Origin of the sequence: Citricoccus sp. NPDC079358, assembly GCF_040702545.1 — a bacterium.
Classification (GTDB): Bacteria; Actinomycetota; Actinomycetes; order Actinomycetales; family Micrococcaceae; genus Citricoccus.
This window is the reverse complement of sequence record NZ_JBFBLI010000004.1, coordinates 1-24,088: the sequence shown is the minus strand read 5'-3', so window position 1 is coordinate 24,088 and position 24,088 is coordinate 1. Positions and strand designations below refer to the sequence as shown.

The following is a 24,088-nucleotide window of genomic DNA, read 5'->3' as shown; positions in this document are numbered from 1 at the left end:
TCCCCCTCACAGTTCCTTCTTGCCACTTCACGAGCACACCATTATCCAGCGTGCTCGGCCGTTGTGTGATCAAGTCTAGAGCCTTGCGGGGTCTTGGTAGTAACGGCGGGAAATTGAACGCTAAGCCTCGTTGGGCTGGTCTTGGTGCTGCTCGGTAGCCTTGGTGTGTGTCGGTGGAGTTTCTGAGCGAGGAGCAGGCGGGCGGGTTCGGGCGTTTCCTGGGTGAGCCGTCGCGGGCTGATCTGGAGCGGTTTTTCTATCTTGATGACGCTGATCTGGAGCTGATCGCGAAGCGGCGTGGAGACCACAACCGGCTCGGCTTTGCCGTGCAGCTTGGGACGATCCGGTTCCTGGGTGTGCTGCTTGCGGATCCGCTTGATGTTCCGTGGGGTGTTGTCGATTACCTTTCGGCCCGGCTGGGCACCGCGGACCCCTCGATCGTGAAGAAATACATGCGGCGGCGACCGACGGTTCACGAGCACGCCCGCGAGATCCGCGCTGTTTACGGCTACCGTGACCTGGTCGGGCCTGTCCTGGAAGACCTGTCGGCGTACGTCTACTCGAGGGCGTGGACGCACGGGGAGGGTCCGAGTGTTCTTTTCGAGCTGGCGACGGCGTGGCTTCGTCGGGAGCGTGTGCTTCTTCCCGGGGTGACGACGCTCGTGCGGGTGGTGCAGTCTGCGCGCGAAGCGGCGCAGTCCGGGGTGTACGGCGTCGTTGCGACGGCGGCCAGCGCGGTCGATCCGCGGTTGCCGGTGGTGCTGCGCGGGCTGCTCGTGACTGACCGGGGTGAGCGGGTCTCGCGGTTGGAGTTGCTGCGGGCGGGTCCGACGAGGGTCTCGGGCCCGGAGCTGGACAAGGCGTTGGGCAGGGTCGCTGCGTTGCGGGCGCTCGGGGCCAGGGCGGTGGACCTGTCGGCGGTGCCGCCGGCGCGGGTGCGTGCCTTGGCCCGGTACGGGATCGGGGCCAAGGCGCAGTCGTTGCGGCGTTTGGCCGAACCACGACGCACGGCGACGCTCGTGGCGACGGTCACGGCGTTGGAGGCCAACGCGGTCGATGATGCGCTGGACCTGTTTGATCTGCTGATGACCACGCGGGTGCTCGACCCCTCGCGCCGTGCGGCGGTCGCGGAGCGGTTGGCGAAGATGCCCGAACTGGAGAAGGCCTCGGGCGTTCTGGCCCGGGTCGGAGCCCGGCTGCTTCGCGTGCTTGAGGAGTCCGGCGACCAGGTTGATGTCGCGGCAGCGTGGGCGGCTCTGGAACAGGTCGCCGCGCGGGACCGGATCGCCGATGCGGTGGCGAAGGTGGGTGAGCTCGTCCCCGACGAGAGCGGCGCCGACGGGGCGATGCGTGGGCAGATGGCGCGTCGTTTCCGGACCGTGGCACCGTTCCTGCGGCTGTTGGCCACCACGATCCCGTGGGGTGCGACCGCCGCCGGCCAGCCCCTGCTCGAGGCGCTTGCCCGCCTGGACGGGTTGCGGGGTCGGCGCAAGGTGCGGCGCGAGGAAATCGACGAGGCGCTGGTGCCGCGGGCCTGGCACGCGGCGGTGTTCGGCCGCGCCGGCGGGGCCGGGGTGGACCGGGACGCGTGGGTGGTGTGCGTGCTGGAACAGCTGCGTTCGGGCCTTCGCCGCCGCGACGTATTCGCGGTCGGCTCCACCAGGTGGGGCGACCCGCGCACCCGCCTGCTCGACGGTCCCGCTTGGGAGGCGGTGCGCGAACAGGCGTTGACGAGCCTGAGCCTTCACGCCCCGGTGTCCGAGCACCTGCGCACTCGGACGGAGGTGCTCGACGCCGCCTGGCGAGGGCTCGCCGCGGCGATCGGGCAGACCGGCCCGGACGGGTCCGTGCAGCTGACCGAGGGGCCGGACGGAAGGGTCAGGCTCACCGTCTCCCCGCTCGAGGCCTTGGAGATCCCCGACTCCCTCACGAAGCTGCGCAAGCAGGTGGCAGCGATGCTGCCGCGGGTGGACCTGCCCAAGATCCTGCTGGAGGTCCACTCCTGGACCGGGTTCCTTCACGCCTACACCCACATCGGACAGTCCGGTTCCCGGATGAGGGATCTTCCGGTCTCGGTCGCCGCGGTCCTGATCGCCCAGGCCTGCAACGTCGGCCTGACACCGGTCGTCGCCGAGGGGCACCCGGCGCTGACCCGGGACCGGCTGGGGCACGTGGACGCGAACTACGTGCGCGCCGAGACCCACGCCGCCGCGAACGCCCTCCTGATCGATGCGCAGGCCGGGGTGCCGATCGCGAGCTCGTGGGGCGGCGGGCTGCTGGCCTCGGTGGACGGGCTGCGGTTCGTCGTGCCGGTGCGCACCATCAACGCCGCGCCGAACCCGAAGTACTTCGGCCGCGGCCGGGGGCTGACCTGGTTCAACGCGGTCAACGACCAGGCCGCCGGGATCGGCGGAGTCGTCGTGCCCGGCACGGTGCGCGACTCGCTGTACGTGCTGGACACCATGCTCAACCTCGACGGCGGCCCGAAGCCCGAGATGGTCGCCTCCGACACCGCCTCCTACTCCGACCTGGTCTTCGGGATCTTCACGCTGCTCGGCTACCGCTTCGCACCGCGCATCGCGGACCTGTCCGACCAACGCCTGTGGCGCACCGGGATGCCCGGCGGCGAGGCGGACTACGGGGCGCTGAACGCGGTGGCGCGCAACAAGGTCAACCTGGCGAAGATCACCGCCCACTGGGACGACATGACCCGCGTGGCCGCCTCGCTGGTGACCGGGACGGTCCGCGCCTACGACGTGCTGCGCATGCTCACCCGCGACAACGGGGCACCGAACCCGCTCGGGGCGGCGATCGCGGAGTACGGGCGCATCGCCAAGACCCTGCACCTGCTGGCCCTCATCGACCCGACGGATGAGACCTACCGGCGTTCGATCAACACCCAGCTGACCGTCCAGGAGTCACGCCACCGCCTGGCCAGGGCGATCTTCCACGGCCGGCGCGGGCAGATCCACCAGCGCTACCGAGAGGGCCAGGAGGACCAGCTCGGCGCGCTCGGACTCGTGCTCAACGCCGTCGTGCTATGGAACACCCGCTACACCGCCGCCGCCGTCACGGCGCTCCGCGAGGCCGGACAGGACATCCCCGAGACTGACCTCGCCCGGCCGTCACCGCTGGCCGATCAGCACATCAACATGCTCGGCCGCTACGCCTTCACCGCACCCACACCCGACGGGCTACGACCGCTGCAAGACCCCGCAGCCGGGCAAATCGAGCGCTGACCGGCACCCGTTCGGCACATAGCATTGGCTGCAGAGCACGTTGCCGAGAATTCGCCCCTCGCAATCGACGGTCGCGCGATCACCGGCACCACCGCCACATCGAAGGACGGCAAGATCATCGAATGCGAACAGGGGGAAGGCGCATGACTTCTCCGCACACAGGGCTTCTGCACCACGTGGAGCTCTGGGTTCCCGACATCGAACGCGCCGCGGCCCAGTGGGGATGGCTGCTCGAGGAGATCGGCTATGACCCGTTCCAGGTGTGGCCAGGCGGCCGCAGCTGGAGGCTCGCCCACACCTACATCGTGCTCGAGCAGTCACCCGACATGCGTGGCGGGAACCACGACCGCAAGCGCCCGGGCCTCAACCATCTCGCCTTCTACGCCGGGAACCGGCAGCGTGTCGATGACCTCGCCACCGCCGCCCCGCACCACGGCTGGACACTCCTCTTCCCGGATCGCCACCCACACGCCGGCGGACCGCAAACGTATGCCGCCTACCTGACCAACACCGACGGCTACGAGGCCGAACTGATCGCCCACGACTGAACCGCCCTCCACGGGCCGTGACGGTTTCCCGGCAGCACTCGACCACGTCCCCGAAAACAACCAGCCCGAGACCGTCACCGATGACGTCCTCGAAGCCGCCGTGAGAATCCTTGCCTTCCACAACCAGCGACATCGAGCGATCACAAAACGCCACCAAACAGCGCCGAAATCCACACACGCCGCTACTACCGAGACTCCAAAGTGGAGATCTGCTCACTTGCGGGGATGGTCTGCAGCACGCAGTAGCGTCACATTGCTGGAGGTTTGCAGTCGATCCAGTAGTCGGTCGCGTTCCTCGGTGACTGCGAGTAGCGCTGTGGCGTAGTTGCGCAGCTGTCGGGCCAGCGCGTCCCGTTCCTGGGCGAGTCGGCTGGCGCGCTCTCGCTCATATGCGAGTTGGGTACGAAGTGCGTCGACTTCAGGCTTGCTCCTGTTGATTTCCCGCGCACGCTCTTGGAAGGCTGCGTTGATGTCCGGGTTGTCGTGCGTTAGTCGGTGCCGCTTGACTCCTGCCAGTTCGGCCAGACGGACGCCGGTCAGAGGCCCGGTTGCGCGGCCTTCCAGGAGGTCGTCGGCGGCCTTTTGAAGTGCTTCCCGGATGGTGTTCGGATCAGCGTGGGTCATTGTCGTCCCTGTTCGTGGTTGTTGATGATCCCGGTGAGACGGTCGCCGACCTGCCGGATGCGCTCGTAGCGGATCGGGGGCGCGAGTCTGTCCTGGGCGATCAGGTCTCGGCTGGCCTGGACTTGAAGGATGTCGGTGTCGGTGCGGGCGATGTTGGCGCAGGCGCTGCGGCATCGGCCGAGGTCCGGGCCGTTTGCCTGCCGCGCGCAGAGGGCTGTTGCCTGGTCAAAGACGCAGTGCAGTCCGTCGCCTTTGAAGATCTGCAGCGATGGGTCCTGCAGGAGCTTCTCGGCTTGGCGCCGGGTGGGGAGGGGCCGGCCGGCGAACTTGGCGGTGGCTCGGCCGGTGCGTTCGCGCAGCTTGTCGGCGGCGGGGCCGCTGACGTGTCCGCCGGCGTCGAGATATTGGTCGATGTCCGTGATGCGTTCGATGCGTTCGAGCCATCTTTCCATTGCCAGCTCATTGGGGAACCCGGAGTCGTAGCTGCCGGAGTATCCCTGGGTCACGAGGTCGGCGACATGTCCGTACTGGATGGCGGCAGCTACCAGGCCACGGGGGCGTCGGGCGATGTGCCAGGCCAGGGTGCGGCGGAAGCGGCTGGGGGTGATGCGGCCGTCGGGGTCATCGGGGATGCAGTCGCTGCGCTGGCGGCGTGCGCAGTACTCGTTGACCCAGTGGATGAAGGAGGTGATGTCGCTGACGGTCTTCGCGGCGGTCTGCCCATTGCCGGCACGTCTGTCGGTGCGCGGCGTGGTCCCGCGCAATGCCTGTGGGCGCAGGGTGCGTGGGAAGAGCAGATCCATGGAATGGAGGCGTTCGAGCACGTCAATGGCCAGGGCCGCCAGGGGGTGGACTATCCAGGGGTTCTGCCGGGCTTGCCCTTCTGGGATCTTTGCGCCGTGATGGTTGCGGGCGCCCTTCCATCTCGTGCCGTGTAGTTCATGCAGGTTCGTACGAGGGTCCTGTCGGTGGCAGTCCCGTTTCAGGCTCAGCACCTCGCCCGGGCGCATGCCTGACAGGTATGCGATGACGATGAAGCAGGCGGTCTGCAGATGCACTGCCAGCGGGACGGCTTCCTCCCAGGCGATGAAGGAGCCGTGCCAGAGGCGTCCGTCCAGCTGGGCCGTGCATCTGGCCATGAGATAGCTGTTTGAGTCCACGCTCAGGCCACTTCCGGCGAGGATGTCCCGGTCCCAGCGGGCATGGGTGGAGCCGAAGAATCCGGTGAGCCTGGCCAGGTGGGCCCAGTTGATGATCGGCTCCCCGTCGGGTCCGGGCTGCCCGGGCAGGCTCAGCCCGTGGGCCCGCAGATTCTTGAGGACAGCGCGCAGGGCCGTTTTGCGGGAGTCAGGGACCGGGGTTTCGCGGGCGCCGGCCGGTGTATGCCGATACCCGCTGCCGAGCAGTGTGCAGTACTCGTGGTAGGCGGCGGTGATGTCGGGGGCGAAGTCCTCGATGAAGCGGAGGGCCCAGGACAGCAGCGGAACGAGGGTCTCGTCGCCGATGCGCGGGGTGAGGTTCCCTGTCCTCTTGCGCCGGTGGGAAAGCAGGTCCCTGGCTGTTTCTTCGTGCCAGGGAGAACCGTCCGGCAGCCGGAGCTTGGGAGGCACGAGGTCACGGTAGGCCCAGAGCCGTCGGGTTTCGGTGATGATCTGGCGCTTCTGGGCGAACCCGAGATTCGTTTCGCCCAGCTCGGCCAGGAACCGGTCGAGCACTTGGGGGCTGGCCGCTTGGAGGGAGTCGTGGCCGTGCTCGTCGAACCAGGAGATGATGCGCCGCAGGCGGGCCGGGAGTTGGGCGATGCTGGAGAGGGCCAGCGGCTTGGGCGCGCTGGGTCCGCCCGGCACTGGTCGAGGCGTTTCGTCGTTGATCAAGGTCCAGAGGTAGGCCTTCACCGGCTGCTGCCAGGCGGGCGGGAAGTGGCGGAAGTTGATGCTGTATTTCTGCGAGTGGTCCTCGAAGATGCCCGGGGTGAGGTCCCAGACTGTGTCTGCGAAGCGGGTGAGCGCACCAGGGGACGTGTCATCGCGGAGGGGGCGTCGGGCGAGCACTACGTCATCGTCGATGGGGCTGGGTCGCTGTGACAGCTTGAGGATCATCGCAGGTCCAATCGGCCGTCCAGCACCATCTCGATGAGACGGCGGTCCTCGTCGCTGGCCTCCTCGGCTGCCACCGTAGGTCCGGCGTGCTGCCGTTCGAGCAGGTCGTTCAGCTGCTCCGAGGCGATGGAGAAGCGATCCTCCCATTCCGTTGCAGGGATCTCGGCGCGGCGACGGGTGATGCTTTCGAGCATCGCGGCCTGGATCGGGATGTGCCTGGGTTCGGAGCGTGCGTTCGGGCAGCCAAGGCACAGCAGGAACGAGGCACTGCATGCGGTCCCGGACGGTGTGTAGGGGCTGTTCGTGTGGTCGATGCATGCGGTGGCCACGGTGTCCAGCCGGCCTTCAAGCAGCAATTGCAGCTGCTCCACGGTCGTTCCAAGCCTCTGGGCTGCTGGCTCGGGATCGTTCGCCGCTTCTCGCACTTCGGCATCGGTGAGGGCGAGGATGCTGTGGCTGACGCGTATGCGTTCGACCTCGCCGCGCAGCGCCTTGTCGACGATGGCCTGGTATTCGGGCAGGGCTGTGGCGTCTTTGGCAAGGTATTCGGCAGCGAGTGTCGTCGCTGTGTGGGCGACAGGGCGCTGGTGGCGCTGCACGAACGCCAGCCTGAGGCGGCGCGAGTCCACGCGGTCGAGAACGTCCCCGTCGGGGGTCCTTCCGCGCCACCACTGCAGTGAGTTTGTGGGCAGCGCCCGGATTCTGGCCCGGCCCGGAGCACGGTCGGCCGGGCCAGTGGCATGGAATACCAGGAGAGCGTCGGTGCCAGCCACTGCCCGGGCACGGGCACACAGTTCGACAGCGAGGCGGTACACCCCTGCTGCTGACGCATAGTCGTCCGGACCATTCGCCGGGACACGGTCCGGTGCCAGCGCCAGGTCCATCTCCGCGCCGTAGCGGCCGCGGCGGGGCTTGGACGCACGGGTCAGGACAAGAGGCTCTTCCTCGACCTGGTCGTCCGCACGCAGATGCGAGGCGGTCATTCCGCACACCGTGCTCAGGTTGTGCCCGCTCACGCAGATCAGCAGGACCGCCAGCGCCGTCACCTCCGAGTAGGTCGGAAAGATATGTCGGAGCCGATCGATGGCCCCGCTGTGCTCTTTAGAGGTGTCGATCCTGCCATCGCGGCACCGGGGCACGTCTCCGGTACGGGCCACTTGTGCCAGCAGCGCGCCGCGCCGTCCGTCCTCTGAGTCCATGCCCGGCCTAGCTGCCTGCCATTCCGCGAGTTCCGCCTCCGCCTGCCGGATCCGGGTCAGCGCGGCACGGACCTCGGTTCGTGCGGCCCGCTGGATGCGGCGCACTTCGGAATCCGTGTAGGCGGACAGAGTGCGGGTCGGGGACGCTGGCTTGTGGGGTGCGTAGAGTGCTTCGCGGAATGCGGTCGGGAGGCCTTCGATCGGGCGGAACAGGACCCGGAGCACCTGAAGCAGGGAGTCGGCGTAACGGGTGTGCCGGATCCTGAACGGTGCGATGTGCGCAGGCGTCAGTGCGCTGAGCGACTGTGGTGGGGACGGCAGGTCCTTCAAACTGCGGGCGAACATTCGGGCGCCGGCGTACAGGGTCTTCACGGACTCCACGGTCTTTCGGGTCCCGGCCGGGCCACAGGCGCGAGCGAAGCCCTGCACGATGGCCGACTCGATTTCGGGTGCCAGGCCGAGCCTGCGGAATTCGAAGTCCTTTGCGGATCCGCCGGACTCGGACACAAAGCGGACAACGAGGCGTTCTCCCGTGTCGATGACGACGTCGGGCCGCTCATAGGGCCCTTCCGGCAACGAGGCACGCATCGTCAGAGGTCCGCTTCGGTCTCGTCAAGCAGCCGCACCCTGGGATCGCTGGAGAGGACCGCGAGCAACGGCTCCGCGTCAAGGACCGATTTGCCGTACTCCAGCAACAGCCGGGCTTCCAGCCCTCGGAACGGCTCAAGGTAGACGTTTTTCGTCGTGTTCACATCCGAGTGCCCGAGCATCGTCTGCACCAGCGACCAGGTGTCGCCGAACTGCTCGCGCAGGTCGCGTTGGTGATCGGCGTCCAGCCCGTCGATCTGCCGGGACCAGACAAGCCGTCCGACGGCGAACCAGCGCAGAGCGAAGCTGTGCCGCAGCATGTGCGGACGGCATTCGAGCCGGTCGATGCCGGCCTTCTTCACCCTGGCGTTCGCGCGCGCAAATGACTTGTGCCATGCATCCTTCGGCCGCGGGCTGCCATCTTCGTTGAGCCACAGCATGGCCGGTTCGAGCCCGTTCGTGGTACGAACCATCAGGCGGAACCTCTCTGACGGGGACAGATCGTTGACCTGGACAGCAGATGTGAAGGACCTCCCGCCACGCAGTGTGCTGACTCTCAGTACACCCCGCCGGGCCTCCTCGACGACCATCCTCCCGTGCGTCCCCTCGTACAAACCGCTCGCCCGCGCGGAGCGCACCGCTGCTGCACGCTCCGTCTCCCTGTATGTTGCCACCTGCTCCAGCACGTCGCCCCGCAACCAATACGGGTGCCCGTGCAGCCCCTTCGCGCAGGCATCCGCCAGCCGGAACGACGCGTACTGGCTGTCCGAGACCTCGCGGTCCAATTCGAGCATCAGCACGCTGCTCCACTCCTGCAAACGAAGTCCGCTGCCGTATAGGCCGTCGGCGAAAGCCGCGTCCCGGGACTGGGAGCGGGGACGCCACCTCACGCGCTCCGACCCCAGCGGCGTTAAACCGTGAATGCCAACATCGCGCCAGCGACGGTATGCCCTAGGCGAAAGCCATTTGACGTCCGCTCCGCGGACTGTCGAAGGCCGCAGATCGGTCCTCCGAGCACCGCCTCCGGCATGCCCCATTCGGAAGCCGTTGGCTTCGGCCGCCGCGAACAGCGGCGGACCACCCACGACCCGCCCGGCCCAGTCGTAGAACATGGCCAGCCCTGCCAGATCGCTCGCCCACGCCGACCCGGAAACGCGGCGCGGGTTGCGCGGGTCGCTACGACGCCAGAACTTGAAGTCCACGACATCGTCCTCGACCGCGGAGTCCCAATCCTTGCCGCGTGCAGCGAGGAAGTTCACCCACACGGAAAGCGAGTACGCGTACCGGCGATTCGTAGACGCAGCGCGGTTGCGCATCTTCACCCCCGCGAAGAACCCGTTCAAGGCAGAGTGAGGAACCCCGGCCGCATCTACGAAGATAGGACGCCCCGCCCACGGCAGCCACGCGCCCGACGCGTCCCGGTCATAGGCGAACGAACCCAGCGCACGGTTCAGAAGCTCATCGCTTGCCCAATCGATCCGATCGGGAGCGAAGAAGACCTGCCACGCCATCCGCACATCAGCCATACGCCAATGATCCCGGCGCAATCTCTCTAGAACGGGCAACACGCGCAAGAGGGGCGGAGAATCAACAACTTCTACGTCTCCTGCGAACGGGCCTTCGATCCCGGGTTGGAGAACCGGCCGGTGGTGGTGCTGTCCAACAACGACGGCTGCGTGGTGGCGCGGTCTCCGGAGGCGAAGGCCCTGGGGCTCAAGACCGGGATGCCGTGGTTCCAGATCGCCCCGCAGGCGGCCTCATGGGGGCTTGTGGCGCGTTCCTCCAACTACGAGCTCTACGGGGACATGTCCGCCCGTGTGATGGAGCTGCTGGGCCGTTGGGGCACCTGACAGCAGGTGTACTCGATCGACGAGTGCTTCATCGGGTTGACCGGCACCCCGCAGCAGGCTCTGCAGGCCGGGCGGGAGGCCCGGGCGGCGGTGGCCCGGCACCTCGGGCTCCCGGTGTGCGTGGGGATCGCCTCGACCAAGACTTTGGCGAAGTTCGCCAACCACGTGGCCAAGAACAACCCGGACGACGACCGGATCGGAGGAGTCTTCTCCATGGACGCGGCCCGGCCCGCCTTCGTGGACCGGTTGATGGAGCGGCTCCCGGCCACCGAGGTCTGGGGTGTGGGCCGCAAATCAGGGGAGAAGCTGGAACGGCTGGGGATCCGGAGCATCGCCGACCTGCGTTCCGCCGACCCGGCGTGGATCCGATCCCGATTCTCCGTGGTGCTGGAACGAACCGTCCTGGAACTGGGCGGGGTGCCGTGCGTTCCGGACGTGGACGAGAAGGCGGGCCCGGGCCAGGTCATCTTCTCGCGCTCCTTCTCGAGGCCGGTGACGACCGGTGCGGACATGGACGATGTCATGAACCTCTACGCGCAGCGCGCCGCAGCCCGCTTGGCAGTGCAGGGCCAGCAGGCCAGGACCGTCCTGGTCACGGCCGGGACCTCCCGGTTCTCCGGGCCCGATGGATCGGTCTCCAGGTCGGTGGCCCTTCCGCGGGCCACTGCCGACCCGATCGCCATCACCCGGGCGGCCGTGGGCGCGATGCGGTCCGTGCTGCGCGAGGGAGTGCCCTACACCCGCGCCGGCGTCATGCTGTCCGGGTTGGGACCGGCGGTAACGGGGCAGGAGATGCTGACCGGATTCGAGGACATCGAGGGGCCGGACGGATCCGACGGCGGCCCCGACCGGCATCTGGAGGATGTCCTGGAGCGTGTCCGCGGGCGGTTCGGCGGGACCTCGATCGGTCTCGGGCCTGGAGGTCTGGCCGAGCAGGGGACGTGGACCATGCGCCGTGAGTTCGCCTCGCCGCAGTACATCACGAGGTTCTCGGAGTTGCCCGTCGTCCGGGCCTGAGGCGGAGTCAGCCCAGGGAGAGGGTGACCAGCCCCAGCTGCGCAGCGCGGATGATCACCTGGACGCGGTCCCGGACCTCGAGCTTGTCCATGATCTTGGACAGGTTGGCCTTCACCGTGGATTCGGAGATATGCAACTCCTCGGCGATCTCCGGGTTGGACCGGCCCCGGGCCAGTAACCTCAGCACATCGTGTTCGCGAGGTGTCAGGTCCGAGCCGTCCGGGTCTCCCGGAGCCACCGTTGCCGTCCCGACGCCGGGGCGGTCATCCTCGATGGAGGAGAGCAGCTTGCGGGTCACGGCGGGGGAGAGGACGGACTCCCCGCGGTGCACGCTCCAGATGGCGCCGATGATCGTCTCCGGGTCGGCGTCCTTCAGCAGGTAACCGGCCGCGCCCGCCTTCAACGCCGGCACGAGATAAGGCTCCGAGGTGAACGTGGTGATGGCCAGGACGCTGGTATCCGGGAACTCCGCGGCGATGCGCTCGGTGGCCTCGACGCCGCCCATGACGGGCATCTGCATGTCCATGAGCACCACATTCGGGCGAGCGGCGCGAACGGACTCCAGTGCCTCCTCACCGTTGGCGGCGATGCCCACGCATTCCATGTCCGCGGTGTTCTCAACCAACATTTTGAGTGCTCCGCTCATCAACGGTTGGTCGTCGACGATCAACACTGACAGGGAAGGGGAGGAATCCGGCATGGGATCAGCGTAGTCGTGAAAATCACCCGCCCGCGCTTGACGTGGTCGGAAGGGCGCGATGGGTGTTCATGGCGCCACGCCGTGCCTGAACCTAGGAATACCCTGTAAAAGTCCTCTTAATGTGGAGAACGTCCCAGTCGCCGTTGATAATGAAGGAATGAAACGCACCCTCCTGGCCTCAGCGGCCGCTGTGCTCGTCTCCTCCGCCCTCTTCGCTGCCCCGGCTTCCGCCGCGGCCGCCCCGACCTCCGGTTCCGTTCTCCCCGCCTCGTTCCAGCCTGCACCCAAGGCTTCCACTGGTGGTATGTCCACCATGGGTGCGGGAAATGGCGCTTCGACCTTCTGGTGCGTGACGTTCGGGTTCTTCTGCTAGTTAATAGACGATGACTCCCAACGTGCCGGCCGGATCCCTAGCGGAACCGGCCGGCTTTTGGCATTCGCGGCCACTGAACCGGATCCTGCTCGTGCTGGTGTCCATTTTCATCACGTTTTCCCTGGTCTCGGATGTCGTGACAGCGTTGGGGACCGATCCGCGACTCTCACCTCAAGCCTCTTTCGTCAACATGTTGACGAGCTTGTCCTTCTACGTCCTGTGGATGCGGACGACGTATGCATTCGTCAGTCTGATCCCAGCCCTATTGGCAAGTCACTTAGTGGGCGAGAGCGACTCTGTCGCCTTCGTATTGCTGGTTCTCCCACTCATGCTTGCCGTAGTGGCCGCTATGACGTCGAAGCTTTTCAGCTACATAGCGCTCACCGTCGCCATAGTCTGGGTCTTGCTTATCCCCGTGACGTCGCCGGATATCGGAGACATCGTCTGGATCACACTTCCGTTGACTTTGGCCGCTTGGGGCATTGGCTTTTTCATCGGTTGGATGCTAGATCGGCGCGCTCAGGACCGCATTCGCGTAGCTGAGGCCACTCGCCGTGCAGCGAGTGCAGCCCAGGAGGAACGACGTTCTCTGGCCCGCGACCTCCATGACATCGTGGCCCACAACCTGACGATCATCTCGATGCAGGCCCGCGCCGCCACCTATGCCGGAACGGATGAGGCCGCCAAGACGGCGGTGGACGTCATCGGCAGCTCGGCTGGCGAAGCCCTGGTCGACCTGCGGCGGATGTTGTCCTTGCTTCAGGCTGAAGGACTGGTGGCGGGTGACCAGGAATCCGCGCAACGGGACCTCGGTGAAGGGGCCTCCGCGCTGGACCTCGAGTATGGCGCCGTGAAGTTCGGACGGATGTTGGAGAGCCTGGGGATCTATACGACCGTGGACACCGGCGACTTGGAGCAGGACATCCCCCAGAGTGTTGAGACCGCCCTCTATCGCGTCCTCCAGGAGGCCGTGACCAATGTGGCCAAGCACTCCGGGGAGGGTGGCGAATGCCGCATCGCCGTGCATGTCCGTGAGGGGCAATTGGAACTCGCGGTGGACAATACTCTGCCCATGAGCGGACCGGCCACGCGTGCTGGCTGGAACTCTTCCGGCAGCGGTCTGATCGGGATGCGGGACCGCGTGGACGCTTTCGGGGGGACCATGTCCTCGGCGCGCGACGGTCAGTGGTGGAGGGTCCGCGCCGAGGTCCCGTTGCACGGAGCCAATGCCTAGCCAGGCTACGGATGTGATCTGCGTCACATATAGGGTCACAAGACTAGCCAAAGGTCCAATGGCACCCAGGTCACAACACGGGTTAACCTGAAAGGGCCCCATGAGACGGTGCACACGGATCGGACGGTGGAATAAGCCCGGGGGGATACGGGCCCACCAATCCAATATCCGCTGAGAGGCGGTGGCCTAGCCACCGCCTCTCAGGTGTTTAAGGGTCACGCTTTCAGTGAGGCACGTCTCACAGGCGGCACCGTCTGACCTCCGCATTAGGGTGTCAAGAATGAACGCCCCGTCTGGCGCGGACGCTGCACAGCCCGCACCCACGCGCTTTTCCTGGATCCCCATCGTGATCGCCGGTGTGGCTGCCGCCATGCACATCTGGAAACTCCCCGAAGCCTTGTCGTTCGTTCAGGCCGACCTGGGGATGACCCTCATCGAATCCGGAGTACTGCTGGGCATCGTCCAGGTCGGATCGATGGCCCTGGGCCTGGCGATCTCCCTCTTCTCGGAAGTCCTCGGGCTGCGGCGAACGCTGCTCATCGGGCTGACCCTGCTGACCGTGGGCTCGCTGGCTGGAGCCTTCGCGGAGACCACCGGTGTCCTGATGGCCACCCGCGCCTTGGAGGGCGTCGGCTTCCTCATGGCCACCGTGGTGGCGCCGCCCCTGATCCGCCTGATCACGCCGCGCGCCACAACGAACATCGCCATGGGGTGGTGGGGATCCTTCCAGGGGCTGGCCACCTTTGTGGCGGTCCTGGCCTCCACCCTGCTGCTCACGAGCGTCAGCTGGCAGGTGTGGTGGGTCGTGATGGCGGTGGTCACCGCGGCAACCATCCCGCTGATCGTGGTGTTCGTCCCCCCACCGCCGTCGGACCGTGACTCCAATGTGAGGCTGGCGGCACGGCGCGTGGGCGCCACCGTGAAGACCCTGACCCCGTGGATGGCCGGCATCGTCTTCGCCTGTTACACCCTGCAATGGGGTTCGGTCATCGGCTTCCTGCCGACGATCTTCGATGAGGCCGGAGTCGGAGGGCTCTGGCCGGGTATCTTCACCGCGATCGTCGGCGGGGTGAACGGGGTGGGGAACATCCTCACCGGCCGGCTGCACCAGCGGGGCATCCCCATGCGGCGGCTGGTGCTGATCGGCTTGGCCACCATGGGTGTCGCCTCAATCATCACCTTCGCGCCGGACTGGTCGGGTGTGCCGGGTGGGCTGGTCGTGCAGATCCTCGCCGTCACCCTGTTCTCCGGTGTCGGTGCCCTGGTTCCCGCCAGCCTGAACCGGATCGCCGTGGACATCGCCCCGCCCAACGGCTCCGGCGCAGCGGCGATGGGGTTGATGGTCCAGATCTACAATGGGGCCAACTTCGTCGGCCCCATCATCCTGGCCACCATCGCCACCGCTGCGGGCAGCTGGCACTTCTCCTGGGTCATGACCGTCTCAGCCACGCTGTTGGGCATCCTCCTGGCCTGGCGATTCCTCTCCGCACGCCGACTGGGCATCGACTTCCAGCACCGCGGTTGAGAGGGGATCAGTCGCAGCCCTGGGGGCCGCAGGCCTGCCCGTGGAGACCATCCTGACCGCCCGTACCCTGCGGATCTCCGGCCGCCGGCTGCACCATCTGCAGCGGCTGAGACTCCGCCCAGGCCTGCTCGAGGGCCTGGGCGAAGACCTCGGTGGGCTGGGCGCCCGAGATGCCATAGGTGCGTTCAAGCACGAAGAAGGGGACCCCGGTGACACCCAGGGCGCGCGCAGTGGCGAGGTCCTGCTGGACCGCGGTCTCCCAGCGGTCCTCGGACAGGGCCTCGTGGACCTGCTCGGCGGTCAGCCCGGCAGCGGTGCCGAGTTCCACCAGGACATCCTCGTCGCCGATGTTCCTGCCACCCTCGAAGTGGGCGCGGAACAGTTGTTCCTCAAGGTGCTCGGCCGTCTGCAGTGAGACCGCCTTGGCCCGCTGGATGACCCGGTGGGCCTTCCATGAGTTCGCGACGACGAGGCGGTCGAAGTCGTAGTCCAAGCCTTCGGCGGCGGCCTGCTCGGTCACGTGCGCCAGCATCGCGGTCACCTGCTCGCGGGGCATGCCCTTGGCCTCGGAGAGGTAGTCGATCTCCTGGCGGTGATCGTGCTCAGGCAACGTGGGGTCGAGCTGGAAGCTCTTCCACTCCACCTCGACCCGGTCACGGTGCTCGAACGCTTCCAGGGCCTTCTCGAACCGCCGTTTGCCGATGAAGCACCACGGGCAGCCGACGTCGGAAAAAATCTCAATCTTCACTCCAGGCACAACCCGGGGTGAGGCGAGGGTATTCCTGGCCGGCCGGCGTCGGGAAGGAATACGACGCCGGCCGGGCGCCTCAGGCGCGGCGCAGGCCGCCCTGCCACAGGGCGTCGAACGGGGTGTTGCCGGTGACGCGCTGGCGGATGCCCTCGGTGACGAACTCCTTGGCGCGGCGGGCTGCCTCCAGCGGCGTGGCGCCCTTGGCGAGTTCCGCGGTGACGGCGGCGGCCAGGGAGCAGCCGGCGCCGGAGACCCCATGGTCGCCGATCTTCGGCGCGGAGAGGACCTCGAGTGTCTCGCCGTCGTAGAACACGTCCAGGGCGTCCGGACCGTCGAGCTTCATGCCGCCCTTGGCCAGGACGGCGGCACCGGAGACCTCGTGGATGCGCTTCGCCGCTTCCTTCAGGTCCTCCAGGGTGCGGACGGTGATCCCGGACAGCTGCTCGGACTCGAAGTGGTTCGGGGTGGTGAAGGTGGCCAGGGGCAGCAGCTCGGCCTTGAGGGCGCGGTCCGTGTCCAGGGCATGGCCGGGCTCCTGGCCCTTGCAGATCAGCACGGGATCGAGAACCACGTGGTCCCACTCCTGATTCCTCAGGGCGGTGGCCACCGTGGAGATGGTCTCCGGGGAGCCCATCATGCCGAGCTTGGTGGTCTTCAGGGACCCGGCGTAGTCGGCCTGGATGGCCTCCAACTGGTTGGCGATCACGTCTGCCTGGACCGGGACGAAACGGTGGTTCCAATCGTCCTTCGGGTCGAAGGCGACGATGCAGGTCAACGCCACGATGCCGAAGGTGCCCAGTTCCTGGAAGGTCTTCAGGTCGGCCTGGGCGCCGGCCCCGCCGGTCGCTTCAGAACCGGCGATGGTCAAGGCGAGAGCGGGGGTGTGCATGTCGTACTGATCAGTGGAAGGCATGCGCACCATGTTAATCCCCTTCAGCCGGCGGCGGCTCAGACTGCGGCAGAGGTCGCTTCGGGGCGGACGACCTTTACCAGCGGCTGGGCCACGGCGCGGCCCAAGGCCATCAGGATGGCGGCCGGGAAGCCGATGATGGGAATGAGCATGGGCAGAAGGCCGCCGACGCCGGAGAACAGCACCGCCAGTCCGTAGAGCATGCCGACCAGGGCGTAGCCGATCACATGGATCCACTGGTTGGTCTGGTGGCGGAAGAGCCAGTTCACCAGCAGACACAGGGGCAGGCCGATGACCAGTCCGGCCAGACCGACGGTGGTCAGCAGCGGAGTCAGGGAGCCATAGGCCTGCAGCGCCGGGATGAAGTTCAGCACGAGCACGATGGCGGCCATGAGCAGGTTCGGCGCCAGCCAGGCCACGAGGAAGCCGTAGAGCGACATCTTCAGGCGTGGGCGGGGTCCGGCGGCGGGCCGCTTGCGGCGGCTCGGCTTGACCGGAATGGGGGTGGTCATGGGCGTGCTCCAGTAGTGGCGGTGGCGGAGGGGCCGTGCCAGTCTACCGGCGGGGGCGTCCGCCCGCTCAGGCGAAGGCGATGCCGTCCATCAGTTTGCGGGCCGTGCGCACGCTGCCCGTGACGAGGACGGTGGGTTCGCCGGATGCTGAGGACCGGCCCGACTCTGGGGCGTCCCCCGAATCGACCTCCACCACCAGGTCCGTGTGGCCCGTGGGGTGCTCCACCCGGGTCTCGGCCGCCTCATGGTCACCGCTCAGACCCGCCACCACCGTGCCGGGCACCTGCCAGGCCACCGCCACCGAGGCCCCGGCGAACACTCCGATGGCCTCATGGACGCGCTTCGGGATGAAACACCGCGTGTTGAACGTCCCCCCGCCCCGGGCGGGGGCCACCAGGCAGACCTTCGGCACCGTGGTCTCGCTGACGTCCCCCAGGCCCATGGCGACGCCGGCCTCGAGCCGCACGGCCTCGACCGCGGCACACAGCTCGGCGTCGGCTTCCAGCGTGGCGGGCTCCTCGGTCCCCTCCACGCCCAGTGCCGCGGCATCGATCACGACGACGGGCATCCCGTTGTCCACGCACGTCACCTCGACCCCGGCGAAAGTATCGATGCGGTTCCCCGTGGGGAACAGGGCTCCACAACTGGAACCGGCGGTGCCCTGGTAGTCCAGGACCACCGGGGCCGCGGTCCCCGGCACCCCCGCGATCTCCGCATCGCCCTCGTATGCGACCCGACCGGCCGGCGTCGTGACCCGGGCGCGGGCCACCGAACCGGTGTTGACCATGTGGATGACCACCTCGGTGGTGCCGTCCCGGCCGGGGACGAGGCCGCGTTCGACCGCGAAGGGGCCGATGCCGGCGAGGATGTTGCCGCAGTTCTGCCGGTCGGAGACGGTCGCCTCGTCGACGGAGACCTGGAGGAACAGGTAGTCGACTCCGCCGTCTGGCCGCGGGGAGACCACCGCGACCTTGCTGGTCAGCGGGTGCGCTCCGCCCAGCCCGTCGATCTGCCGTGCGTCCGGGGAGCCCATCAGCCGGAGCAGCAGGGCATCCCTGGCGGCCGGATCGGCGGGCAGGTCCTCGGCCAGGAAATACAGTCCCTTGGAGGTTCCGCCGCGCATGACCATGCACCGGACCTCGGTGGCGGGCCCGCCCTGGAGGGTGTCCCTGCCGTGGTGCGCGGAGGTGGTGGGGGAGGCGGGGTCTGGGCTCACGGTGTATTCCTTCACCAAATCGGCTGCGGCCTGCATCATCTGTGACAAAATTGTTTACAATCAGTTCCATCATGGCTGACGAGCGGGGGAGATTCCAGTGGCAACAGCAACGCGGGCCAGTGTTGCGGTGAACGCGACCGACGTGGCCGACCAGATTCGCGCGGCCATCTTCGCCGGCGAGCTGGTCCCGAACCAGCGGCTCGTCGAAGCCGACCTGGCTGAGATGTACGGGGCCAGCCGCGGCCACGTGCGCACCGCCCTGTCCGAGCTGACGGTCGAGGGCCTCGTCGAGCGGATCCAGAACCGCGGTGCCCGTGTCCGGTCCGTCCCCGTGGAGGAGGCGATCGAGATCGTGGAGGTCCGCTCCGCCCTCGAGGCGCTGTGTGCGGCACGGGCGGCCACCCGCATCACCGATGCCGAGGCGGAGGAGTTGCGGCAGATCGGCCGGAGCATGCAAGCCGCGGTCGAGACCGGGGACCAGGCCGCCTACGCCCAGGGCAACACGGACCTGCACTCCACCCTGATCCGTCTGTCCGGGCAGAAGACGGCGGCCGCGACCATCGACCGGCTCCGCGCCCAGGCCGTGCGCTTCCAGTACCGCCTGTTCGCCAAGCCCGGGCGCTCGCAGCAGTCCCTGCCGGAGCATCTGGCCATCATCGACGCCGTCTGCGCGCGCGAGCCGGAAGAGGCGGCGCGGGCCATGCGTGAGCATCTGATGTCCGTGGGCGCGGCCATCGAGGAATCGGTGCGGTCCGGGTCCTGAGGGGCTCCAGCATCCGAGGGCTGAGCATCGGGGGTTCAGCCGGTGGTCACTCCATGCTCAACGGCTGCTTGCTGGTCTCCTTGGCCAGGGCAACGGCGATCAACGACACGGTGGCAGCGGCCATCAGATACCAGCCAGGAGCGATGGTGCTGCCGCTGGTGGCGATCAGCCAGGTGGCCACCAGGGGTGCGGTCCCGCCGAAGAGCGCGTTGGAGAGGTTGAAGCTCACGGCGAACCCCGAATAGCGGACCTTGGTGGGGAACATCTCGGCCAAGAAGCTCGGCAGGGTTCCGTCATTGAGAGTGAGCATCCCGCCGAGCAGGATCTGGACCAGGAGGACCACGATGAAGTTGCCGGTGTCCAAGAAGTGGAACGCCGGGATGGTGAAGATCAGGAAGGCCACCGAGGCGCTCATCAACACCCGTTTGCGGCCGAAGCGGTCCGAGAGGGCGCCCGTGACGAAGATGAAGCCGATGTAGGTCACCAGGGCAACCGTGGTGGCGAAGTAGGACGAGGTCTGGTCGAGGCCGAGCTCCTCGGAAAGATAGGTCGGCATGTAACTGAGGATGACGTAGAAGCCCACGGCGTTCAGCAGCACCGCACCGGCCGCTTGCATGAGGCTGGCCCAGTGATCGCGGAACAGGGAGCTCACGGGGGCCTTGACGGCCTCATCCTTGACGGCCATCTCGCGGAAGGCCGGGGTGTCCTCCAGCTTGCTGCGGATGTACCGGCCGATCAGGCCCATGGGTGCGGCGAGCAGGAACGGCAGTCGCCATCCCCAATCGGTCATCTGCTGGCTGTCCAGCGTTGCCGTCAGGATCGTGGCGATGAGTGACCCGAGCAGTAGGCCGGTCGCCGTGCTGGCGGGGACCACTGCGGCATAGACGCCGCGCTTCCCTGGTGGGGCGTATTCCACGAGGAAGGCCGAGGCCCCGGCGTACTCGCCGGAGGCCGAGAAGCCCTGGATGAGGCGGAGCAGGAGCAGTAGGAGCGGCGCCCAGATGCCGATGGTGACGTAGCCCGGGATGAGGGCGATGAGGAAGGTGGCCAGGGACATCAGCAGGATGGACCAGGACAGGGCGATCCGGCGTCCGAAGCGGTCGCCGATGTGCCCCCAGAAGAAGCCGCCGAGGGGCCGCACCAGGAAGGAGACGGCGAACAGCGAGAAGGTGAGCATGAGGCCCGTGGCCGGGTCCGAGTCGGGGAAGAACACCGCTGTGATGGTGACGGCGAGGTAGCCGTACATGGCGTAGTCGAACCACTCGACGAAGTTGCCGATGAAGCTGGCCGTCACCACCCTGCGGCGCGTGGCGGAGTCCACCGGAGTATGGGTCTGCCCGCTGAGGGTGCTGCGAATTTCTGGGCTGAGGGCCGTCGATGCGGTGGCCGCAGCTCCTGCCGTCGCCCGGGGGACTTCATGTTCCATAGTGGCGCCTGTCATTAATGTTGCGTTGGATGCACTGGAGTTGCAGTGAGTGAACTAAGCATGACAACGTGAGCTGGATCACGTCAAGGGTTCGGATCGGCTCAAGGCCAGGTCCAGGTGCGCCCGGTGAGGCGGTGTGAGATCTCTCGAGTGGGAGCGCGCGACGCTCGGAGGCGCTGGCTGCTGATCTCGCATGGCGATGTGTTGGGGGCGACTCCGGTTCGCCTCGTGGATCGAAGCCAGCCAAGCGTCGGACGGGCGTCGTCCGGGGGTTGCTTCCCGTGGGTACCGTGAAGCACGGACATCTCTCGCGGAGGCGTGATGGCCGCCCTCTGCCCAGCTTCCCTTCAACCGCCAAGGACAGCCATGACATCCCTGCACGAAGCCACCCGGATGACAGAAGAACAGCTGCGCGGGCTGGGCAGCAAGAAGTGGTCGACGCCGCCGGGCGTGATCGGATCAACGGTCGCAGAGATGGACTTCGGCATCGCCGACGAGGTCGAGGAAGCCCTCAGCGCCCGGGTGCGCAGTGGCTCGGTGGGATACCTGCCGGCAACGGAGCAACTGGCCATGCGCCAGGCCTGCGCGGATTGGCACCGCGATGTGTACGGGTGGGACCTGCCCGTTGAGTTCGTGAGGCCACTCCCCGACGTGCTGCGCGGACTCGAGATGGCCATCGAGCATTTTTCCCGCCCCGGGTCCGACATCGTGCTCCTCACTCCCACCCACGCGCCGTTCCTCTCGGTTCCGGGACAACTCGGCCGCTCGGTCCGCGAGGTGCCCATGCTCCGCGAGGCGCGGGGGGAGTGGAGACTCGACCTGGAGGGCGTTGATGCGGCGCTGGCCTCCGGCGGCGGATTGGTGGTGTTCTGCAACCCGCACAACCCGATCGGCAAGGTGTACCTGAGTGAGGAGATGGCCGCTCTCGCCGAGGTCGCCGAGCGCCACAACGCCCGGGTGTTCTCCGATGAGATCCATGCCCCGCTCGTCTTCGACGGTCACCGGCACGTGCCTTATGCATCGGTGTCGCCGACCGCTGCGGGGCACGCGATCACGGCAACCTCGGCATCCAAGGGGTGGAACCTGTCCGGCCTGAAGTGCGCCCAGCTGATCCTGTCCAACGATCGCGACGCCGAGCGCTGGGGTGACATCGCCTTCCTCTCGGAACACGGGGCCGGCCTGCTCGGGGCGGTGGCGACGACGGCCGCATACAATCGAGGCCGTCCCTGGCTGGCGAAGGTACTCGATTACGTGGACGGCAACCGCAAGCTCCTGAGCAGCCTCCTCGCCGAGCATCTGCCCGGCGTCGACTATAGGCCGCCCCACGGAACCTACCTGGCCTGGCTTGACTGTTCCGCTCTCGAGCTGGGGGAGCGGCCGGCCGACTTCTTCCTCGAACACGCGCGCGTCGCGGTCAACGACGGAGCCACGTGTGGTGCCGCCGGACAGGGACATGTCCGGCTGAATCTGGCCACGCCGCACCCCATCCTGGCGGCCTCGGTCGCGCGCATGGGCCGAGCATTGGCGACGCGCCGTTGACCCTGTGGCTCGACCACTCGACCTCCACGGCGGGCTCCACACCCCGGCGACGGTGACCGCGTCGGCGTCTGGCATTCTGCTCGTACCGGGCCTGCCACCACGACTCATACCGAGTCGGCGGGGCCAATGCTTATGCCGGTGCCCCCATGCGCACTGAGATGCTCCGGGCGGTGTCCCGGCACTCCGAAGCAAGGGCGGCCACGGACGCCTCCGGGACCCGGTAAAACGGCGCCGCGACCAACACGCAGGCCACGACGTGCCCTCGGTGATCGAACACCGGTGCGGCGACTCCCACCTCGTCTTCGGAGGTCTCGCGGTAGTTGACGGCGTAGCCGCGACGCCGGACTTCGGCGAGGCGTTCGAGGTAGGCGTCGGTGTCCGGCGGAGTGTCGAATTGGAGTGCCCCATCCTCCAGTAGCTGCCGCACCCACTCGGGCGATTCATGGGACAGGTGCACCTGCACACTCGCGCTGAGGCCGGTGGCGTAGCGGCTGCCCAACACGGAGGTGTGCTTGACCTGCTGTCGGCTGGGAACCTGTTCCACGGTGACCGCGGCGGTGCCGTCCCAGATGTTCAGCGCCGCCGTCTCGGCGGTGGTTTCCGAAAGCTCGCGCAGATCGTCCAGGGCGATGCGACGGACATCGAGGCCCGCCAGCAGAGGCCCGGCCACGGCGATCAGGCCCAGGCCCAGCCGGTACTTGCGGGAGGCCTCGTCCCGCTCGACCACTTTCTCCTGCTCCAGTGTGGCGAGGATCCTGGAGACACTGGACTTGTGCAGGCCGACCTGGGTGGCGATCTCGGTGACCCCCAGGACCGGCTCCTCCACGGTGAAGCAGCGGATGACCTGGAGGACGTTGACGATCACGGAGGTGCCGCGCGCTCCGCCGCCGGCCCCGGCCACGGCCTCACCGGACGGAGTTCCGGAACCGGTGCGGCCGGCGTCGGGCGTGGTGCTGGTGGTGCCCATGGTGGTCCTCCTGGGACGTGTGGCGGTCTCTGTGTCCCACCATGCCACGGCCCGGGTCCCTGCAGGGAACCCGGGCCGTGGTGCTGGTGCGGGAGGGTGCCCGCGGGGCACTCAGGCGTCGATGATGTTGTTCTCCGGGCCGAAGCCGAACTTCGTGATGTTCTCCACGCCGCCGTCTTCTCCGATGACCAGGATGTCGTGCTCGCGGTAACCGCCGGCACCCGGCTCGCCGTCCATGACGGTGATCATCGGCTCCATGGAGACCACCATGCCCGGCTCCAGGACGGTGTCGATGTCCTCGCGGAGCTCCAGGCCGGCTTCGCGGCCGTAGTAGTGGGACAGGACCCCGAAGGAGTGGCCATAGCCGAAGGTGCGGTTGGGCAGCAGGCCGTGGCCGATGTAAATCTCGTTCAGCGCATGGGCGATGTCCTGGCAGACCGCGCCGGGCTTGATCAGTTCGAGGCCAGCGCGGTGCACCTCCACGTTGACGTTCCACAGCTCGAGGCTGCGCTCGTCCGGCTGACCGAGGAACAGGGTGCGCTCCAGGGCCGTGTAGTAACCCGAGGTCATGGGGAAGCAGTTCAGGGACAGGATGTCCCCGCGCTGCAGCTGACGGGTGGTGGCCCAGTTGTGGGCGCCGTCCGTGTTGATGCCGGACTGGAACCAGACCCAGGTGTCCCGGACCTCCCGGTCCGGGAAGGTCTTGGCGATCTCGTGCACCATGGCCTCGGTGCCGATCAGGGCGACCTCGTACTCGGAGATGCCCTCACGGATGGCCGCCTTGATGGCCTCACCGCCGAGGTCGCCGATGCGGGCGCCGTGCTTGATGACCTCGATCTCCTCGGCGGATTTGATCATGCGCTGGCGCATGGCGTCCTGGGAGACGTCCAGCAGCTCGGCGCCGGCGAAGGCGTCCTGGATGCGCTGGCGGGTCAGGCCCGGCAGGAAGTCGTCTTCGACGCCGATCCGGGAGGCCTTCACGCCGTCCCGCTTCAGGGCCTCCTGCAG

The 24,088-nt window shown here is 67.5% G+C and carries 20 protein-coding genes and 1 pseudogene; 9 read left to right on the top strand and 12 right to left on the bottom strand.

The window, feature by feature from the left end:
• The first annotated feature begins 167 nt into the window (after window positions 1-167).
• Window positions 168-3,239, top strand: coding sequence for a Tn3-like element ISAau4 family transposase (locus AB0333_RS06425; protein ID WP_011774110.1), 3,072 nt, complete (start codon window positions 168-170; stop codon window positions 3,237-3,239).
• 143 nt (window positions 3,240-3,382) lie between these two features.
• Window positions 3,383-3,787, top strand: a complete 405-nt coding sequence (locus AB0333_RS06420) for a VOC family protein (RefSeq protein ID WP_011774112.1) — start codon at window positions 3,383-3,385, stop codon at window positions 3,785-3,787.
• A gap of 213 nt (window positions 3,788-4,000) precedes the next feature.
• Here the strand turns inward: AB0333_RS06420 and AB0333_RS06415 are convergent, their stop codons facing one another.
• From AB0333_RS06415 to AB0333_RS06400, 4 genes are read right to left on the bottom strand one after another with little or no spacing between them, the layout of a single operon-like run.
• On the bottom strand, window positions 4,001-4,411 hold the full coding sequence (locus AB0333_RS06415; RefSeq protein WP_043805930.1) for a hypothetical protein: 411 nt from the start codon (window positions 4,409-4,411) through the stop codon (window positions 4,001-4,003).
• On the bottom strand, window positions 4,408-6,510 hold the full coding sequence (locus tag AB0333_RS06410) for a phage integrase family protein (protein WP_011774113.1): 2,103 nt from the start codon (window positions 6,508-6,510) through the stop codon (window positions 4,408-4,410). The genes AB0333_RS06415 and AB0333_RS06410 overlap by 4 nt, the downstream gene beginning before the upstream one ends.
• Window positions 6,507-8,285 (bottom strand): hypothetical protein, encoded by a 1,779-nt coding sequence (locus AB0333_RS06405; RefSeq protein WP_366217853.1) that lies wholly within the window; start codon window positions 8,283-8,285, stop codon window positions 6,507-6,509. The genes AB0333_RS06410 and AB0333_RS06405 overlap by 4 nt, the downstream gene beginning before the upstream one ends.
• A 14-nt stretch (window positions 8,286-8,299) precedes the next feature.
• Complete coding sequence (locus tag AB0333_RS06400) at window positions 8,300-9,823, bottom strand: site-specific integrase (RefSeq protein WP_052295491.1); 1,524 nt, start codon at window positions 9,821-9,823, stop codon at window positions 8,300-8,302.
• 60 nt (window positions 9,824-9,883) lie between these two features.
• Between AB0333_RS06400 and AB0333_RS06395 the strand changes: the two are divergent.
• Together AB0333_RS06395 and AB0333_RS06390 are read left to right on the top strand one after the other, a co-directional pair.
• Window positions 9,884-10,297, top strand: a pseudogene (locus tag AB0333_RS06395) (DNA polymerase V subunit UmuC); the annotation flags it as partial.
• A gap of 63 nt (window positions 10,298-10,360) precedes the next feature.
• Window positions 10,361-11,164 carry a DUF4113 domain-containing protein gene (locus AB0333_RS06390; RefSeq protein ID WP_366218103.1) on the top strand — a complete coding sequence of 268 codons (804 nt, stop codon included), beginning with the start codon at window positions 10,361-10,363 and terminating at the stop codon, window positions 11,162-11,164.
• Window positions 11,165-11,171: 7 nt separating this feature from the next.
• On the opposite strand, the gene AB0333_RS06385 is transcribed toward AB0333_RS06390, so the two are convergent.
• Window positions 11,172-11,864 carry a response regulator transcription factor gene (locus AB0333_RS06385; protein ID WP_366217852.1) on the bottom strand — a complete coding sequence of 231 codons (693 nt, stop codon included), beginning with the start codon at window positions 11,862-11,864 and terminating at the stop codon, window positions 11,172-11,174.
• A 157-nt stretch (window positions 11,865-12,021) separates the two neighbouring features.
• On the opposite strand from AB0333_RS06385, the gene AB0333_RS06380 reads away from it, so the two are divergent.
• From AB0333_RS06380 to AB0333_RS06370, 3 genes are all read left to right on the top strand, one after another.
• Entirely contained in the window at window positions 12,022-12,237 is a 216-nt protein-coding gene (locus tag AB0333_RS06380) for a hypothetical protein (protein ID WP_366217851.1), read from the top strand.
• A 10-nt stretch (window positions 12,238-12,247) separates the two neighbouring features.
• A complete protein-coding gene (locus AB0333_RS06375; RefSeq protein ID WP_366217850.1) occupies window positions 12,248-13,471 on the top strand; it encodes a histidine kinase in 1,224 nt (407 codons plus the stop codon).
• A gap of 280 nt (window positions 13,472-13,751) precedes the next feature.
• A complete protein-coding gene (locus AB0333_RS06370; RefSeq protein ID WP_366217849.1) occupies window positions 13,752-14,996 on the top strand; it encodes an MFS transporter in 1,245 nt (414 codons plus the stop codon).
• Window positions 14,997-15,003: 7 nt separating this feature from the next.
• Here the strand turns inward: AB0333_RS06370 and AB0333_RS06365 are convergent, their stop codons facing one another.
• The 4 genes from AB0333_RS06365 to AB0333_RS06350 form a co-directional block, all read right to left on the bottom strand.
• Complete coding sequence (locus tag AB0333_RS06365) at window positions 15,004-15,744, bottom strand: DsbA family oxidoreductase (protein ID WP_366217848.1); 741 nt, start codon at window positions 15,742-15,744, stop codon at window positions 15,004-15,006.
• 79 nt (window positions 15,745-15,823) lie between these two features.
• Window positions 15,824-16,669, bottom strand: a complete 846-nt coding sequence (gene thiD, locus AB0333_RS06360; protein WP_366217847.1) for a bifunctional hydroxymethylpyrimidine kinase/phosphomethylpyrimidine kinase — start codon at window positions 16,667-16,669, stop codon at window positions 15,824-15,826.
• A gap of 26 nt (window positions 16,670-16,695) precedes the next feature.
• Window positions 16,696-17,169, bottom strand: a complete 474-nt coding sequence (locus AB0333_RS06355) for a hypothetical protein (RefSeq protein ID WP_366217846.1) — start codon at window positions 17,167-17,169, stop codon at window positions 16,696-16,698.
• 67 nt (window positions 17,170-17,236) lie between these two features.
• Window positions 17,237-18,385, bottom strand: coding sequence for a 4-oxalomesaconate tautomerase (locus AB0333_RS06350; RefSeq protein ID WP_366217845.1), 1,149 nt, complete (start codon window positions 18,383-18,385; stop codon window positions 17,237-17,239).
• A gap of 142 nt (window positions 18,386-18,527) precedes the next feature.
• Between AB0333_RS06350 and AB0333_RS06345 the strand changes: the two genes are divergently transcribed.
• Window positions 18,528-19,148 carry a GntR family transcriptional regulator gene (locus AB0333_RS06345; protein ID WP_366217844.1) on the top strand — a complete coding sequence of 207 codons (621 nt, stop codon included), beginning with the start codon at window positions 18,528-18,530 and terminating at the stop codon, window positions 19,146-19,148.
• A 46-nt stretch (window positions 19,149-19,194) separates the two neighbouring features.
• Here the strand turns inward: AB0333_RS06345 and AB0333_RS06340 are convergent, their stop codons facing one another.
• Window positions 19,195-20,574: an MFS transporter gene (locus AB0333_RS06340; protein ID WP_366217843.1), complete on the bottom strand. Its 1,380-nt coding sequence runs from the start codon at window positions 20,572-20,574 to the stop codon at window positions 19,195-19,197.
• A 366-nt stretch (window positions 20,575-20,940) separates the two neighbouring features.
• On the opposite strand from AB0333_RS06340, the gene AB0333_RS06335 reads away from it, so the two are divergent.
• A complete protein-coding gene (locus AB0333_RS06335; RefSeq protein WP_366217842.1) occupies window positions 20,941-22,113 on the top strand; it encodes an aminotransferase class I/II-fold pyridoxal phosphate-dependent enzyme in 1,173 nt (390 codons plus the stop codon).
• Between the two features lie 130 nt (window positions 22,114-22,243).
• Here AB0333_RS06335 and AB0333_RS06330 read toward each other — a convergent pair whose 3' ends face one another.
• Together AB0333_RS06330 and AB0333_RS06325 are read right to left on the bottom strand one after the other, a co-directional pair.
• Window positions 22,244-23,080 carry an IclR family transcriptional regulator gene (locus tag AB0333_RS06330; protein ID WP_366217841.1) on the bottom strand — a complete coding sequence of 279 codons (837 nt, stop codon included), beginning with the start codon at window positions 23,078-23,080 and terminating at the stop codon, window positions 22,244-22,246.
• Window positions 23,081-23,191: 111 nt separating this feature from the next.
• Window positions 23,192-24,088: M24 family metallopeptidase (locus tag AB0333_RS06325; RefSeq protein ID WP_366217840.1), on the bottom strand; the 897-nt coding region annotated here is incomplete at its 5' end.

Excerpts from the sequence above, each read along its gene's own strand:
- AB0333_RS06420 (WP_011774112.1), top strand. The coding sequence starts at position 3,383 with ATGACTTCTCCGCACACAGGGCTTCTGCACCACGTGGAGCTCTGGGTT.
- AB0333_RS06415 (WP_043805930.1), bottom strand. The coding sequence starts at position 4,411 with ATGACCCACGCTGATCCGAACACCATCCGGGAAGCACTTCAAAAGGCC.
- AB0333_RS06410 (WP_011774113.1), bottom strand. The coding sequence starts at position 6,510 with ATGATCCTCAAGCTGTCACAGCGACCCAGCCCCATCGACGATGACGTA.
- AB0333_RS06400 (WP_052295491.1), bottom strand. The coding sequence starts at position 9,823 with ATGGCTGATGTGCGGATGGCGTGGCAGGTCTTCTTCGCTCCCGATCGG.
- AB0333_RS06390 (WP_366218103.1), top strand. The coding sequence starts at position 10,361 with ATGGACGCGGCCCGGCCCGCCTTCGTGGACCGGTTGATGGAGCGGCTC.
- AB0333_RS06385 (WP_366217852.1), bottom strand. The coding sequence starts at position 11,864 with ATGCCGGATTCCTCCCCTTCCCTGTCAGTGTTGATCGTCGACGACCAA.
- AB0333_RS06380 (WP_366217851.1), top strand. The coding sequence starts at position 12,022 with ATGAAACGCACCCTCCTGGCCTCAGCGGCCGCTGTGCTCGTCTCCTCC.
- AB0333_RS06375 (WP_366217850.1), top strand. The coding sequence starts at position 12,248 with ATGACTCCCAACGTGCCGGCCGGATCCCTAGCGGAACCGGCCGGCTTT.
- AB0333_RS06370 (WP_366217849.1), top strand. The coding sequence starts at position 13,752 with ATGAACGCCCCGTCTGGCGCGGACGCTGCACAGCCCGCACCCACGCGC.
- thiD (WP_366217847.1), bottom strand. The coding sequence starts at position 16,669 with ATGGTGCGCATGCCTTCCACTGATCAGTACGACATGCACACCCCCGCT.
- AB0333_RS06355 (WP_366217846.1), bottom strand. The coding sequence starts at position 17,169 with ATGACCACCCCCATTCCGGTCAAGCCGAGCCGCCGCAAGCGGCCCGCC.
- AB0333_RS06340 (WP_366217843.1), bottom strand. The coding sequence starts at position 20,574 with ATGGAACATGAAGTCCCCCGGGCGACGGCAGGAGCTGCGGCCACCGCA.
- AB0333_RS06335 (WP_366217842.1), top strand. The coding sequence starts at position 20,941 with ATGACATCCCTGCACGAAGCCACCCGGATGACAGAAGAACAGCTGCGC.
- AB0333_RS06330 (WP_366217841.1), bottom strand. The coding sequence starts at position 23,080 with ATGGGCACCACCAGCACCACGCCCGACGCCGGCCGCACCGGTTCCGGA.